The sequence below is a fragment of the Chitinophaga sp. W3I9 genome (genome assembly GCF_050434025.1).
Lineage (GTDB): Bacteria > Bacteroidota > Bacteroidia > Chitinophagales > Chitinophagaceae > Chitinophaga.
Genome location: NZ_JBNPWC010000001.1, coordinates 4928504 through 4943283 on the forward strand (window position 1 = coordinate 4928504; position 14780 = coordinate 4943283).

Sequence of the window (14780 nt, forward strand, 5' to 3'; positions counted from 1 at the left end):
AACGATGTAGTTAATTAATGATAGGGTCCTGCGGCATTGACGGCGGTTCCTGCCGTGTATTATTACATGGCGGGATCAGGGGTTCCGGAATATTACAGTCTGTTTCCCGTTCAGGGATGCGTGTTACCACATCGGGGCAAACCACTGCGTCCTTCTGTGTACTCACGGTAATGTTACCGCTTACCAGGATGGAACGCGGCGTATGCGGTTCCATATGCTGCGATGGCGCTGTTTCCAGCTCATGCTGCATGGTAAGGCACTCTACATAGTCCACATAATCCAGTTGCTCCACAAACCGTACAACGTCTGCCTGGTGCACGATTTGTCCGAACGACAGTTTATCCAGTTTTCCTATCGCCCAGGGGGCGAAAAATTCCTGCAGGTCTGTTTTCAGTTTTTCGGTATAATATTTTTCATCTTTCCCTTTATATAATTGAATGGAGATGTCGACCATCACTCTTTCATATCTTGGATTGGTGACTTTCAGCCGTACAAAAGGAGATGAACGTTGTTTGAGGAAGGTGTGAATCTTTTCCAGCAGGCTTAACGGCGCTTTGGGTTCCATGAGATTGCCTGCTGCCAGCTGGCGCAGATCCGGAATTACCGCCACTACCACATAACCGCCGGCGGCGACCAGGTCTTGCTGGTACACTTTGGCGCCGAGGCCCAGCGTATGGTTTACGCATTTCACTTTATACAGCTGTGGAAACTCTTCGAGTACCAGTCTTTCAAAATCAAACGACTGGATAGCGCGTCCTTTGTGCCGCAGCTGTTCGCTCACGCGTACATAGAAATGCCCTGCGGCTTCCGGTAACCGTCCGTTGAAAGCGTCATACAGCTGGGTCACTGTTTTGATATGTGCATCTGCTTCCGCCAATTTGCTAATGCTGCCGGCTTTTAATACATCTCCCAGGCGCATCGGATCATTTTCCGGCAGCACGGTGAATGTGGCCAGTGCGGCCTGTGTATGCACGCCAATGGTTTCACACACAGCGGCCACGTTTTCGGGGATGGCGGCTTTCAGCCAGTAAGTGCCGGCGGGCATAACGGTATTGACTATATTAATATCGCCGGGCACGGCTATTTTAATGATGCCGGAGCGGGTTAATCCGTCGGTATCGTCATTGAGCACTTCAAATCCTTTGCGAAGCGGCTTCCAGACATTGCTGCACAGGTAAAACCATTCCACTTCCGCTTTCTTTGACTCCGAGTCGGCCGTAGCTTCTGCCAACTGGAACAGGAGGTTCAGGTTGCCATATGGCTGCAAACGGTCAAGCCCAACAAACAAAGTGCCTTCGTCGCAGAATACCGGTAACAGCGAGGGTTCCAGGTCCAGCACTTCTTCCTTAAAAGTATTTTCAAAAGGATACAGGTGCAGCAGCTGCACATCTTCCTTTATAGCAGTAGCGCTGTAGTCGATAGAGATCTGGCTGATCACCGGCGTCCAGGGTTCATTGGGGATGATGGCCGACAGGGTGTTGGTGTCTACCACGGATACCTGGATATCCTCCAATTTTTCCTTGATATCTTTTGCCAGCTCGGTGAGTCCTTCAAATCCCTGGAAAAAACCGCCGCGTGTGGGGAAGTCCGGTGGATTGGGGCCTCTTGAAATGTAGCGGATCGTTAATGCTTCCGCCGGGGTGGGCGTCCATGCCCAGGGCGGCGACATGCTGTCTGATGGAATCCTGCCATCGAGGCCACTGGGCCCCTGGATATATTTATTAAGATTTAATGCATCTGCATAAGTATCCTGAACCAGTTGTTTTAATTCTTTTAAATTGAATACTACCGGGGAACCCACTGAATTGTAGTAAGCGGCGGTATCGATCCTGTTCTTCGGATCTTTCGGATCGTCCAGCAGGCGGTTAAATGCGGTCATCTGACGGGCAAGTACAAATGCATAATCCTTATGCATAAAGTCCTGGCGGGCGAGGGTTATTTTGGCGAAGTAATTACGGGTATCGGCATTGTACCGGGCTACCTTTTCGCTGGTAAGACTGAACTGATCCTTGAACCCTAAAGCTGTTGGCTGATCGAATGCAATGGAATAATCGTATATCTTCTGCGGATCGCAGGGAACATCCACATTTTTAGTGAACAGTTCTTCTGCCGAAGCATTCTCCTTAAACCATTTTCCATCCTGCAAAACATACTTATTAATCTTGAAGTCGGTTTCCGCTAACCCGCCCTGGACGTAGCCTGCATAGTATCCTTCAAAGCTGGCCGGTTTGTCTTTCCAGTTCATATTCACATATACCTTATCCCATTTTTTCCCGAAGATCTCTGTGGAGCCGATATAAAAACTGGGGCCTTTGGCGGTGTTGGAAAATTCCTTTTTACCTTTCAGTATTTCAAAATCAATCAGCGCAGGCCGGGTGCCAAAGGGATAAACAGGCGAGTTAACATCCTGCACGGTTTCATCATTCTGCACGATTACATTTTTAACCCCGCAAACATCTACTTTAATAGATACATTCCGGATGCGGAAGTCGCGCAGAAAATGATACAATGCAATAGCCGTCACCGTATTCTTTGGCTGGCGTTCCAGTTGGCACTGGCCGCAATCGCCGCCTACTTTCTCGATCAGTATATCATCCAGGCTTAGCTTCACCTGCTGATCCACCTCCACACGCAATACCGGCAACGTGGTATTGTAGTTGCCATTGAGCACTTTCTTATCATAAAAAGTAACTGCAGGCACTTCCGGCGGAAGCGCTATCTGAAGTGTTAATTTATAGCCGCTGCCGGAAGGAACAATTGTAATATCTGCGAGCTTTGGCGGTGCAATCCATTCTTCTGCACCGCTGAAAAACAACTGCAATACGCTGCGAGGTTTGAACAGTTCTTTTACTGCCGCCGGTAATGTGTTGATGTTTGCCAAAGGCGCATCAGGGGTTACGCCGTTGTCTGTTAACACCGCATGTGTGCCATCTGAGGCATATCTTACATCCGTAAGCGCATCCCGCAGTATGTTGATGGTAGCGGCATCCACACCCATTTCTTCTGCTTTCGCAATGAGGTCATCCGACAGGTAGGTGTATTTATTTTTCAGGATTATTTTCAATGCATCGAAGTAATCGATATCCTGCAGCAAAACATTATCGTCGCAGTTTTCAGAAAGCACGCACTCAATATCTACCGTGATATTCCGGGTACCTTCCTGCAGCAATAATACCGGCGAAGCCAGCATAAATCCGAGACGGGCATAAGGATGTTGCACCGGTTGTACTTTGCCCGGCGCAATAAATTTACTGTAGCGGGAACCGGCGGTAAACCAGTTCTTTGGCATATTTTCCTGGAAGGGTTTATCTACCCCATCCGCCATATTGGCTTTGGTGGCGATATACAATCCTTCAATAAAATTCCTTTTATAACAAAGCTGGTTGCCGTCTGCCATCGTTCTTTTGAAGGCAATTACGGGGTTTACATACAAGGTAAGTAAACTGGAGATAGCGGCATTATCCACCACTATTTCATCTTCAAGCCGGAAGATAACATCTGTTTTCAGGCTGTCCTTTCCATCGCGCAGTGCGGTTCCTTTAGGAAGCAGGTATTGCTGAAAGGGTTGCTGTACTTCAAACATCACGTGCGCCTTATCCGGCGTGAGGGGTTTTGGTACCAATTTTAATACCTGTTGAAAGAAGAAATCGAGGTGTTTTTGTGTGAATCCGTTCAGCTGTTGCTGTACGTGTGAGAAGAGGTACAGGAATGCAAAGAGCAGACCCAGGTGCGGCGTATGATTCTTTTTATAGGCTTCATTCAGTGGTTGCAGGCTTTCTGAGATACTGTCCGGCGCCAGTGTGGCAACAGCGGCAATAGCATCCAGGAATGGCTGAAAGATGGACTGGTAGGCCTGCAACAGCAGTAGTGCTTTTTCGCGGGAGGTGGCGGCGTAATGAAAACTTTCATTCCATTCCAGGTAAGCGAACAGCGGATCGATGCCCCATATTTCTTCATTTTTAATTTGTGAAAGATCGAGGGGACGAACACAAAACCATTTCACAGCGCCGTTGGTGAACTGGATAAACCGTGACAGCGGTGTACGGAGCTTTTGCTGAATAATGGCTTCTATACTACGTTCCATTGGCAGCCCGGTACCCTGAAAAGCTACCTGCCACTGTGCAATGGGAACGATTACATCATCATATAAAAAATTGATCAGGAGTTGAAGCGTATCTTTTGCGGGTCGTTCATGTACCTGTTTTACATATCCTTCAAAATTATCTTTCAGCTGGCTGATATTTGTTTTAGTCAGCTGCGCCAGCAGGAAAGGGAGGCTGTTCCGGAAGAAAGGCTGCCAGTCGTTGATCAGGTACGCGTCTTTATATTGATAGTAATTGATCTGCGGCGCCATTTGTACGAAATAATGGAGCAGGTCCGCGAGCTTTCTCCCGTCTATTGGTGCGGAGGCAGCATCCAGGGCCGGTAGTAGCCGGTTGCGCTGACTGATGCCTGGTTCATATTGAAAAGGATGTACGATCATGATTTAACTGATTAATTGATGACCCTGCAGCGGAGGCGCCTGTCAGGGTTTTTGCGCTGCTTCCAGCAAATAGAAATCATACACATAATTGTACCTTGAATTAGTACTTGCAATCGTATAGTCGATAGAGATAGTAAACCTTCCTTCTATCAGGTCGGGGCTATCCATAGGCACCACGCCTATTTCTTCTACTTTGATGCGGGGTTCATAGAAGAGAATGGCATTTTCCACGAGGTCGCGCAGGAAGCCGATCATAGTAGCATTGAGCGGTTCAAAAATATAGTCCTGCAGGTCGCATCCGTAGCGGGGTTGCATCACTCTTTCTCCCAAACTGGTAGACAGCAATATGTCGAGGCTTTCTTTGATATCGGCTTCGTTGCTTACCAGTTCCACTGCTCCGCTCTGCAGATCAAATGTTGGCGGGAATTTCCAGCCGGTGCCGAGGAATGAACGGGGATCATTTTGTAACATGTTTCTGAATATTTTTTTAACCGCCAATAATCACTGTGGGAGCTCCCATTACAATTACGCCGCCATGTGCTGTGAGGTCGCCCATTCTTGCGGCGGGCCGCCCTCCTATCATCACCGTGGCAGATCCTTTCACGATCGCATCCGGCGGGCCCACGCAGGTGCAGATATCGCCGGTAACGGCTGCCGGGATACCGGCAATCATCACCGTGGCTACGCCTGGTCCTACCACCGGACCGCCCACATGAGGTACCGGTCCCGAAAACAGGGGGCAGGTGTGAAAGTCGCTGATGCGTGCTGCAGGAGGCATGAGATTAACAATTTAAGTGACCGGCAATTGTTGTTCATTTTGGGGTTTGCCGGTTAATTTATTTTTACTAAAGAACCTGTTATTTCTGTGATACCCTGGGAAGATAATTTTGCGATCGCTCCTTTCAATTCCACTGCGCCATCTGCTGCTGCGGAAATGCTGGCGCCTCCTATCGACAAGGCCGCGCCGGCCGACAGCACCAGGTTTACGCCTGCTTTCAACTCCACGTTCATGGGGCTTTCCAGTTTGATACCGGAAGTATCCATCGTGACCGTGTTGCTGTTCTGGTCTTTCAATTTGATGCTGGTACTCGCTTCATCGATCGTAATACTATTTCCTGCGGGGGTATCTATAGTGATTGTTTTCGTACTGTCGTTGAAGTGAATACGCATGCCGCTTCTTGTCACAAATCCTTTTTCATCATTGGCGTCCTGCGCGGTGATGGGTGCCGGTTTTGCACTGCTGTTAAGCATTCCCAGCACAATAGCGTCACGGGGATCATCGTTGATAAAGCCCACGATCACTTCATCGTCAATTTCCGGGCGGAAGAAAGCGCCGCGGTTATTCCCTGCATCGAGGCTGGCGACTCTTACCCAGATGCCGCGGGCGGCGTTGTCTATCACCGGTATCTTTACCAGGATGCGGTGTTCGCCGTCGGGATCATTCTGAAGCTGTACCACTTTCCCGATCTGGAGGCCGTGGATAGCGGGCAGCATTCCTGCTGCGGGAATATCTGAAATATCTTTATAAGCTTCCGCGAGCCAGTCGGGTTCCAGTCCGAACTGGATATGAGTGTCCCAGCTGCCGTGTGCTACTTCATGCCGCACACCGGTTACAAAAGCGTTGCCGTTATACCGGTTGCCGATGCCCTGGAGCGTAACCATATCGCCGGGGGCCACGCCAGAGAAGCCGAGGAACTTTGCCCTGCCGCGGATCTTTGCCAGCCTGCTTTTCAGCATGGCGGCATTGGTGAGCTGCTGCAGTTCCTCCGCTGCACGGCGGCCGCTGTGTGCCAGTTCATAGTGTTGCAACCCGATCACGTCTGCCAGTGTGCTGCCGGAAACATTGCCCTGCTCTGTATAATCGGCCGAAGAAGTTTCTGCCTCGTATAACTGCTGGCCGGTGTAGTCCCAGGCGCTGGCGTGTACGGAACTCCATTGGTAGCGGGCATCCATTTCTGCTTCCAGTTCCATCAGGGAGGCGCCATAGGTGAGCTGTAATACAGCCGATGCAGTGGTATCCGGTTTCTTTACCTTTACTTTTCCCTGGTCGGCGATCACCAGTTTGCCATTGGCTTCTGCGCGAAGCAGGAGGAAGTCCCAGTCGGTGCTGTGGTGCTGTACCAGTTCTTTGTGCTGAACAGTTGTTGCCTCCACGTCTGCGCTTAAACTGCTGTATCCTCTGATGAGCTGTTCTATCACCTCGCTGTCCTTTACTTTTTCATAGTACCGGCTATGCCTGCCGATGGCCATTTTCACGGTTTCATCGCGGCATTCCACCGTGAGCACGGGGTTGCCATCCTGGCGGAATTTGATGCCCTGATGTACGATGACGCCTTTGAATAATACTTTATTGGAGCCATCGCGGCCGATTTTGATGGTGAGTTTGGTACCGGGCAGCAGGTCGCCGGTGTTGCTGATAGCAAAGTCCTGGTCGGCGGCGGCGCCATCTCGTAACACGATCTTTGCCATCGGAATTTTATTCACCACCTGTGTAAGTGTGAGCGAAAGTACCTCGTACACGGGATTCAGCGGTGTGGTACCGTTCAACAGGATGTTGTAACTCGCTACATCATGTGCAGAAGTATTGGGTATTCCTGTTTCGTTCATGATACTTCACTTTTATCGAATGGAGGGAAATAGATCTCTTTGCCAACCGGTACTCTTTTGAAAGAGGTGAGGTTATTTTGCCGGGCTACCTGTAACATGTACTTAGGTTCCTGGTAGATTTTAAAACTGAAAAGATCCAGCCGGTCGCCCTGTTTAAAAACGCGGTGGTGTGTAAGATCAGGCGAAGCTTTGCTTTGCTCCCTTTCATTAGCTTCCCTTGCGCGGTAGTTGAGAAAGGTAGCGCTGACTTTTACCCGGAGCGGGCTTCCGTCTGCATTAAACAACACGTAGTTCAGGTCGAGGTTGGACATGACGCAGGGAAATGCGATCTGTTTGCCCCAGAATACTTTCAGAAAACGTGGCCGGTGTGTTTCCCCATCCATGTAGTACACGGTATCCAGCAGCAGCTTTACCTGCGCCTGTACATCCATACCGGGATAACCGTATCCTTCTATGGTGTTGGTACCGTCGAGTACAAAGTCGAGCTTCAGCTCTTCCGGGATGGTAGAAATAAAACGCGCTTCCGTTTTCTGGCTGCCTGGCTCACGGCGGATGTCATAGTCTACCTTCAGCGACCGGGTATAAGTTTCCGCATTTACCGGGACGGTAAATTTGTGGTTGTTATCCAGTTGCTGCTGCAACCTGTCGGAATACGTGAGGATGTAGATCTTTTCCACTTTTGCGTCTGTCATCGTTCATTTTTTTCTTTCAGTGCCTGTAATACTTTTTCCACGCACAACGCGATCATGGCTTCTGTTGCATGGCTGCCATCGCCGGCCGCGGTGGTATTGCTGCCTGCCGATCCGCCAGAGGCGTTATCCGGCGCTACTTCAGCCTTGATGATCAGTTCACGGATTTCTATGGGCATGACTCAGCTGTTTTTAAATTCAAACCGGTTATAGTTCAGTTCCAGTGTTTCTATCAGCACTTCGCTGCGTTCTGCGTGTAACTCTCCCAGCTTCCAGCTGCGGGGCCATACCCAGGCGAGGTTCCAGTACATGAGGATGTTGTGTTCCTCATCCAGCAGCGCCACCTTTACCAGTTGCAAAGGCTTGATCTGCTGGTCTTCCAGCGCCCTGCGGCACCAGGCCGACAAGGAAGAATCATCCGGCCGGAGCAGTCCCCTTTTCAGTATCAGCGGCGAATAGGTGCGCCGTACGGGGATGTTGTGCTCAAACCTGTTCTCCCCGCCTTCCTTTACCTGTTCGGTACCGATGCTGGCTTCCAGGCCAGTGACGCTCTGAAAGCGGATATCGAGATCCGAACCGGAATCTTTGCCACCGCTGTTTTTGGGTAATCCAAAAAAGGTGACAGAGAAATGGAAGCCTACCGTTTGCCAGAAGTTATCGGGCTTTATCACTGCTTGTGCCATGTTAGTCTACGTTCATGATCTCCAGCCCTTCGTGCACCAGTTCCATTGTTTCAATGGCTACTTCGTTCGCGTCGGCTTTCAGATCAGTGGAAGTTATTTTAGAAGGCCATGCGTTCAGTACTTTCCAGGTGATCACCGGCTCATGGCTTTCATTGAGCAGTTTGATGGTTACATCGCGGCGGTATTTGCTACCGGCTTTGTTGCCTTCCTGGAAATAGTAGGTTTCGCGCCAGGCTTTGTAGAAGTCGTAGTCGCCTTCAAATATGCCGCGTTTCAGGCTGATATTGGCATACTTGGTAAGCCCTGGCTGTTTGCTTTTATTGTATTTCTTGCTGTTACCTTCCCGGTATTCGATCACTTCTGTTTCAAAGTCGAGGCCGGAAACTTCAGTGAATCCAAGGCGTACGTCTTTTCCCCATTCTACCAGGAAATGAAATTTGGGTAACGGGTATGTTCCTTTTGCGGGCATATCTTTAAATTTAAAAAGATGATAAAAATTTGAACAGTGCTTATTGGTCAGGCGCCGTTATTTACAGGCTTTGGCTTCCTGGGCCTGTTTGATAGCTTTGGTAAGACTATCCGTACATGCCTGCAGGCGGTTTGCTTCCTGGCTTACTTTATCGTATTCCGGTTTAATGGCCGCCAGCCGGGTATCCGCATTGGTAAGATGCTTTTCAGTAAGCGTATAGTAATGATCATTTTTGAGCGGGAATACGGGGCATACCAGTTTGTCGGTGCAGCATATTTCCATGCTGTCATCTTCCCCGGCTTTGATACCACCGTTGCCTGAATTACCGTTGGCGGGAGGATTAAAGATGCAGCCGATACCAGCGATGGCCGACTTGATGCCGTAGTCCTTTTCGCAGATCGTTTCATCGAGGATGGTAGCCGCTTTCAGGGCAATCACGATATTATTGAAAATATCATTGCCGATGGTGATCACGTCCTGGAGTTTTTTGCCATAGTCTACCCAGGCGTCGGTGATACCGCCTTTTTTCAGCACCTGGTCGTTGGAGCAGTCGATGGCTTTGGAAATATTATTGTAGCAGGCTGCTACTTCATCCACTTTTGTATATAACTCTTTGGTCATACAGAAGAAGATTTCGATGGCGGTTACAGAGAAGCCGGTGCTTTTGCAGAGTTTTTCCAGGATGTCCAGCACTACTTTTACTTTGCTGGTGATGGCGTCTGCTTTCTCGGCACTTTTCTGTACGTTATCGAAGTAGAGCTTTACTTTATTGCGCCAGTCGAGTGCGCGGGCGAGTTCTTCTTTTTTCTTGGCGGCTTCGGCTGCTTTCTGCTGATACAGGCTGCCTTTTGCTTTCAGTTCTTTTTTCCAGTCATCCACACAGCCGCACTCCGTTTCGTTGCTGCCGGGGATGGTAGCGCAACAGGAGTCTTCACTTTCTATAAAGGGGTCATACACTTTATCGCAATTCATGGTGAATATTTTTTTGTGATCAGGAATATTTATTTTCTGCGGGATGGGAATCAGTCATCACAGTGTCCGCCATTGCCGTTGCTGTTGCAGTAATTCCCCTGTGCCTGTTCGCAGATGGATTTGATAGTAGGTAAATCGCCGCAGGGCAGTGTGCAAAGGAATTCGCGGATATCGTCGATTCCCTGTGTCTGGGTTCTGGCCGACCAGAGTGTTTCGCGGATTGTTACTTTCTGGATCTTTGCATCGCCCAGTTCGCCGTAGGTTTTCTTCTGATCTTCCTCTCCTGTTTTGATATTCTGCAGTACATCATCCCGGAAGGTTTTGATTGCATCTGCGAGATCTTTGTGCAGGGCGATCACGTTTTCCAGGCTGGTAAACGATTGTATGCCGGAAACGTCGCCAATGGCGCAGTGCAGCTTGTTGATGCTAACGGTTTCGCCGTCGCCGCAACCGCCTTCAGAGGCGTACATTTCCTGTGAACCGTCTACGATGTTATCGAAGCAGGTTTTGAAATCCTTGCTGCCGGCTTTCAGTTTACCCAGTGCCGCACGCTGTGCTTTGTTGCAGTTGTCTTCTGCTTTGTTGTTCAGCTTATGGGCTGCTTCACTCAGCAGGGCAAACTTTTGCTTGGCATCCTGGATATTTTTGGCAACAATGGCGAGAGCGGCGGCAATGGCTTTATTCACGTCGTTTGCCTTGCTCAGTTTTTCTTTTATCAGGTCTGCGTCTTTCTGGGCGGGTAATGTGGCGCACAGGTCGATGGAGCGGTAAAAGCGCCAGGTTTCTTCTGCTTTGATAAAGAAACACTGTTTGTATTTGTACACCGGCTTATTGCCTTTGTACTCGCCCTCCCGCATACGCAATACATTCAGCGAATCTGAGAAGGCGCTGCAGATCCCGCGTTTGTTGTTATCGATGTATTGCTGGGTTTTATTGGTGGAGTCACCGCAGCCATTGCTGGCCGTTGATGTCGTGGGGTTCATTGTGTTCATACAGTATTCAGTTTATTTGGTCTGAATGTAAAAGGATTAAGATTCCTGCAGCATTTTGTGGCTGAAGCGCAGGATGATGAATTCTGCAGGGCGTACCACTGCCATTCCTATCTCAACGATCATACGTCCTTCCCATACATCCAGCTCTGTCATGGTTTCACCAAGTCCAACCTTTACAAAATAGGCTTCCCTGGTGGTGGTGCCCATTAATGCGCCGGCCTTCCATTGCTGTGTGAGGTAGTTTTCTATCATAGATTTTACGCGTACCCAGGTGTTCAGGTCGTTTGGTTCAAACACAAACTGCTGGGTGGCATTTTTCACAGATTCTTCTACCATGTTAAAGAAGCGGCGAACGGAGATGTAGCGCCATTCGTTGTCGTTACCTGCCAGTGTGCGGGCGCCCCAGATGATCGCAGGACCGCGGCCGGGGAAGAACCGGATCACGTTAACGGATTTACCGTCGCGTACATCCACGTTCAGGTCGTCCTGTTCGCGTTTGGTAACAATCACTTCAGGGCTTACGGCGTAATCAATGCCGATGTTGGCAGGGGCTTTCCATACGCCGCGGCTGTTGTCTGTTTCAGCGTATTTACCTACTACCGCAGCAGATGATGGCAGCAGCATTCTTATCTGTGTAATGGCATTTAATGCCTGGTAGTAATAAGCATTGTTGATTCCTTTCAATGCCGCGAGGGTACCGTTGAGAGAGCCATCGCCGCCGGTTTGCACCACCTGTACCGTAGCTTCGTCGTATGCGTAGGACAGCTGGGTGTTCACGCGCGGAAAATAAACGGCGCCATATTTTTTGGTTTCTATCTCACCAAAACCAGCGTCCCTGAACAGGGTAACGTTATGATCGATGATGCTTTCAGCAGGGCCTATGGCGGGGTCCATCCATATATCAAAAACGGTGAATCGGTCTTTCAGCAGGCTGCACTGATCCAATGCCGACTTATGCAGCGTGTAATAGGAAGCGGCATCTGTGAGGTTGATGGCATCGGGGAAGAGGATGAGCGTTACTTCATCAATCTTTTCCACGGCATTCAGTCCGTCGGTGAGCGTGGTAAGGGAAATCACGCCACCGGTGCTGTAATCGCCTGTGGAAACAATGTAGCAAGGGCCGCCGCCGTTGTTGAAAAACATTTGCAGCTGGTAAGCCATCAGGTATTTGGATGCTTTTAACGGATCTATCACTGCTTTGATCACTGCCTGTGGCTGGGAGCTGTCGATGTTCACCGTAATACTTTCTTCTTCCTGCTGCGGGCCACCGAAGATACGGTTGTAGTCGAGCATGGAAGTGATACGTGTAGGAACCATCACCAGATCGCCTGGCACTTTGTTCTGAGCAGATTCCGTATAGCCGATGAAAGCCGGAATAGCTGTTTCAACAGAGGCTATGGAGGGGGGAAATTTTACGATCTCCTCGATGTAGACGCCGGGAGTTTTATATTCTGCCATATGTTTGGGGTTTTAACTGTTTTTAATTGTTGTTTGAATAGATCATACGCTGAACTTAAGGCCCTTGCGGAAATATTTTTGAGAGCAGCACTACCACATCCGCGTACAGCCGCTGATCGGCATCACTGGTGATGGAAAGTCCCCTTGGATTGGGTAACAGTTGTTCGTAGTTAGTAATATTGTTTTCTGTAACGGGGAACAACCGGTTATTGAATGAAAACGGCCAGGGCTCCTTGGTGGTGCGTGCGCCGTTGTCGTCTGCTACGGAGAGCAGTGTGTTGGCATGGTTACTGAACACCAGCGTTTGCCCGTATTGGGGGGAATAGCGCCAATAGGAATTCCTGCTTTTAAAGCGCAATTCGTAAATCGTATGGGGAATTTTTGTACCGTTCTGTTGCAGTTTTGTTTTGAGGGTACCATCGGCGTCCAGCATGGCAAAGTCGCCACCGGTGGTATTTACGAGAAGATCCACCACCCCGATATTGCCTGCCCTGTACAGGTCATTTCTACTCACATATACCAGGTGCTGCGCAGCGAAGTTATTGCTGCCTGTTACTTTGAGGTTATACCAGCCATCAGGGAGCAGGGTTTTATCCGGCAGCGGCCCGGAGAAATCGAGTTTCACCTGTGATAAAATACTGGTGGAAGTAAAGGATTGCTGCAAAGAAGGATTACCTGCAATGCTCTCCAGCACGGCGGTTCCGGCGGTCACCGGTGCGGCGGGCGGAAAGAAATACTGGAAGGAGAAAGGCAATAACAGCCGGTCGCCTTCATGTACAAATCCGCTGCCTTTAATTTTGCGCCATTGCGAAGGATCATTGGCGGGTGTACCCGGTTTGTTGAGATACTCGGATATATCGGCGCCTACCCTGGCGAGTTCTCCCTGTTCATATTGCCGGGTATTATCATTTACCGGAACCGGAACAGAGAGCGATGGAAATGTTTTAGTGTTATCGGTGTTATCGTTGGAGAAATAGTATTGCGCTGGCAGCGCACGGCGCATCCGCATGCTGGTAAAGGCCAGTGCGCCTGCACTCCGGGGCACCAACGCAAACCGGAAGGCCGTATCCGGGGGGATTGGCACAAAGGGCGTGTATGCGAGTGTGGTTCCCTGCATCACCTTCTTCACTTCTATGGCTCCTTTGAAACCTGTAGCAGTAGGCAGTAACCGGAGGTGATAGTTTTTCATCAGTACGGCGGTAGCCGGCAGGGGCTGAATGTCCCAGTCGCGCAGTAACCGGTACTGGTCCTGCCGCAGCTTTTCCATCAGGAAATCTGCACGTTGCTGATCGGTGGCCTGCTCAAAAAAGGAAATTCCTTTACTGTTTTGCAGATAGTATTCGTGCAGCAACTGCACTTCAAACAATATCTTGTAAATAACAGACATAAAAACTTTAAGAAGTAGGGTGTTGTGTGTCTTCTATTTCCTCTATCAGCGGTACTACTCTGAGTACAGCATTTTCCGTGATAGCAACGAGTCTTACCTTATACATCACAAAGGGGACCTGGCGTCCGCCGAGCGATGCCCAGAGATGGTTAATCTGTTCGAATGTTAGTGTGTACAATTCCAGGGTGAGGTCCAGCGAGCCATCAGCATTCTTGAAAGTCTTCTGTGCCTGGAAAAAACTGATTACTGCCGACAACCGGTGCAGCGCTTCTTCGTAGTAGTCGTGCGTGGCGTCTCCAAAAAGCACGGCGGTGAACAGCACGTACAGGTTGAGGTACACCGGCGGGTGCTGGTACCGGGCGCGGTTATCCGGCCACGTGGTATACGCCTTGCTGTTTTTAAGGGTACTCTCCTCTTCTACATTTACAAGGGAGATAATAACATTACCATTGAAGTTATTGGCATGCGTTGTTTCCAGCAAACCAATGTTTTCAACGATCACACTATTGGCAGGGAATCCTCTGAGCGCAAAGAATGCCTGCAAATGATCACGTATCAATGTAAGCGCGTTACTTATCACGAATGACGAGGGGATTTGGGGTTCAGTAAATTTGGGGTTTCAATTACCTGTCTCTTCTATGTCTTTCAAAACGTTCTTGTTAACTAAGTTAAAGAACATTTTTTAATTGGGAAATAAATATTTTTTTAAGATGTAATTTTCACGCAACTGTATTTTGCGGCAACACACCACAGAACACAATACCAGCAAGCATCTTCAATCATCTCCCTAAATTATTCTTTTTTAAAATATCCCCCTGCGGGAAATACGCTTCCAGGTTGCCGGTAAACTACATTTACCATTCATATTAAACAAGCCACCACAAAGCATTACAGGAAAATTATTCCGGCACTTCAACTTCAGTTAAGTTATGATTCCTATTTACCATACCCTACGTATAAATACGTAATTTTCACATAACACAAATTCCGGCCTCAAAAAAAGGCAGGTGCTTATACATATTCCTGTTTCATTTACCATT

The 14780-nt window shown here is 49.1% G+C and carries 13 protein-coding genes; all 13 read right to left on the reverse strand.

The features are described from left to right. Nucleotides 1-10: 10 nt before the first annotated feature. Genes QFZ51_RS20175 through QFZ51_RS20235 form a run of 13 tightly spaced genes read right to left on the reverse strand, consistent with a single transcriptional unit; the run spans nucleotide 11 to nucleotide 14320 of the window. Complete coding sequence (locus tag QFZ51_RS20175; protein WP_429048335.1) at nucleotides 11-4483, reverse strand: hypothetical protein; 4473 nt, start codon at nucleotides 4481-4483, stop codon at nucleotides 11-13. A gap of 42 nt (nucleotides 4484-4525) precedes the next feature. Then, the gene (locus QFZ51_RS20180) at nucleotides 4526-4954 is read right to left on the reverse strand and encodes a GPW/gp25 family protein (protein ID WP_429048337.1); all 429 of its coding nucleotides are present in this window, start codon (nucleotides 4952-4954) and stop codon (nucleotides 4526-4528) included. 16 nt (nucleotides 4955-4970) lie between these two features. Beyond that, the gene (locus QFZ51_RS20185) at nucleotides 4971-5261 is read right to left on the reverse strand and encodes a PAAR domain-containing protein (protein WP_370910748.1); all 291 of its coding nucleotides are present in this window, start codon (nucleotides 5259-5261) and stop codon (nucleotides 4971-4973) included. 53 nt (nucleotides 5262-5314) lie between these two features. Further along, nucleotides 5315-7090 (reverse strand): type VI secretion system tip protein VgrG, encoded by a 1776-nt coding sequence (gene vgrG / locus QFZ51_RS20190; RefSeq protein WP_429048339.1) that lies wholly within the window; start codon nucleotides 7088-7090, stop codon nucleotides 5315-5317. Next, entirely contained in the window at nucleotides 7087-7782 is a 696-nt protein-coding gene (locus tag QFZ51_RS20195; protein WP_429048340.1) for a hypothetical protein, read from the reverse strand. Before QFZ51_RS20195 ends, vgrG begins: the two co-directional genes overlap by 4 nt. Then, entirely contained in the window at nucleotides 7779-7958 is a 180-nt protein-coding gene (locus QFZ51_RS20200; protein WP_429048341.1) for a DUF5908 family protein, read from the reverse strand. Before QFZ51_RS20200 ends, QFZ51_RS20195 begins: the two co-directional genes overlap by 4 nt. Before the next feature lie 3 nt (nucleotides 7959-7961). Beyond that, entirely contained in the window at nucleotides 7962-8462 is a 501-nt protein-coding gene (locus tag QFZ51_RS20205; RefSeq protein WP_370910744.1) for a phage tail protein, read from the reverse strand. A 1-nt stretch (nucleotide 8463) separates the two neighbouring features. Then, the gene (locus tag QFZ51_RS20210) at nucleotides 8464-8931 is read right to left on the reverse strand and encodes a phage tail protein (protein WP_370910743.1); all 468 of its coding nucleotides are present in this window, start codon (nucleotides 8929-8931) and stop codon (nucleotides 8464-8466) included. 57 nt (nucleotides 8932-8988) lie between these two features. Then, complete coding sequence (locus QFZ51_RS20215; RefSeq protein ID WP_429048343.1) at nucleotides 8989-9903, reverse strand: hypothetical protein; 915 nt, start codon at nucleotides 9901-9903, stop codon at nucleotides 8989-8991. A 50-nt stretch (nucleotides 9904-9953) separates the two neighbouring features. After that, nucleotides 9954-10895, reverse strand: coding sequence for a hypothetical protein (locus QFZ51_RS20220; RefSeq protein WP_429048345.1), 942 nt, complete (start codon nucleotides 10893-10895; stop codon nucleotides 9954-9956). 36 nt (nucleotides 10896-10931) lie between these two features. After that, on the reverse strand, nucleotides 10932-12353 hold the full coding sequence (locus QFZ51_RS20225) for a phage tail sheath family protein (protein ID WP_370910740.1): 1422 nt from the start codon (nucleotides 12351-12353) through the stop codon (nucleotides 10932-10934). A gap of 55 nt (nucleotides 12354-12408) precedes the next feature. Further along, a complete protein-coding gene (locus QFZ51_RS20230; RefSeq protein ID WP_429048347.1) occupies nucleotides 12409-13740 on the reverse strand; it encodes a hypothetical protein in 1332 nt (443 codons plus the stop codon). 7 nt (nucleotides 13741-13747) lie between these two features. Beyond that, complete coding sequence (locus tag QFZ51_RS20235; protein WP_079472176.1) at nucleotides 13748-14320, reverse strand: DUF4255 domain-containing protein; 573 nt, start codon at nucleotides 14318-14320, stop codon at nucleotides 13748-13750. Between the last annotated feature and the right edge of the window lie 460 nt (nucleotides 14321-14780).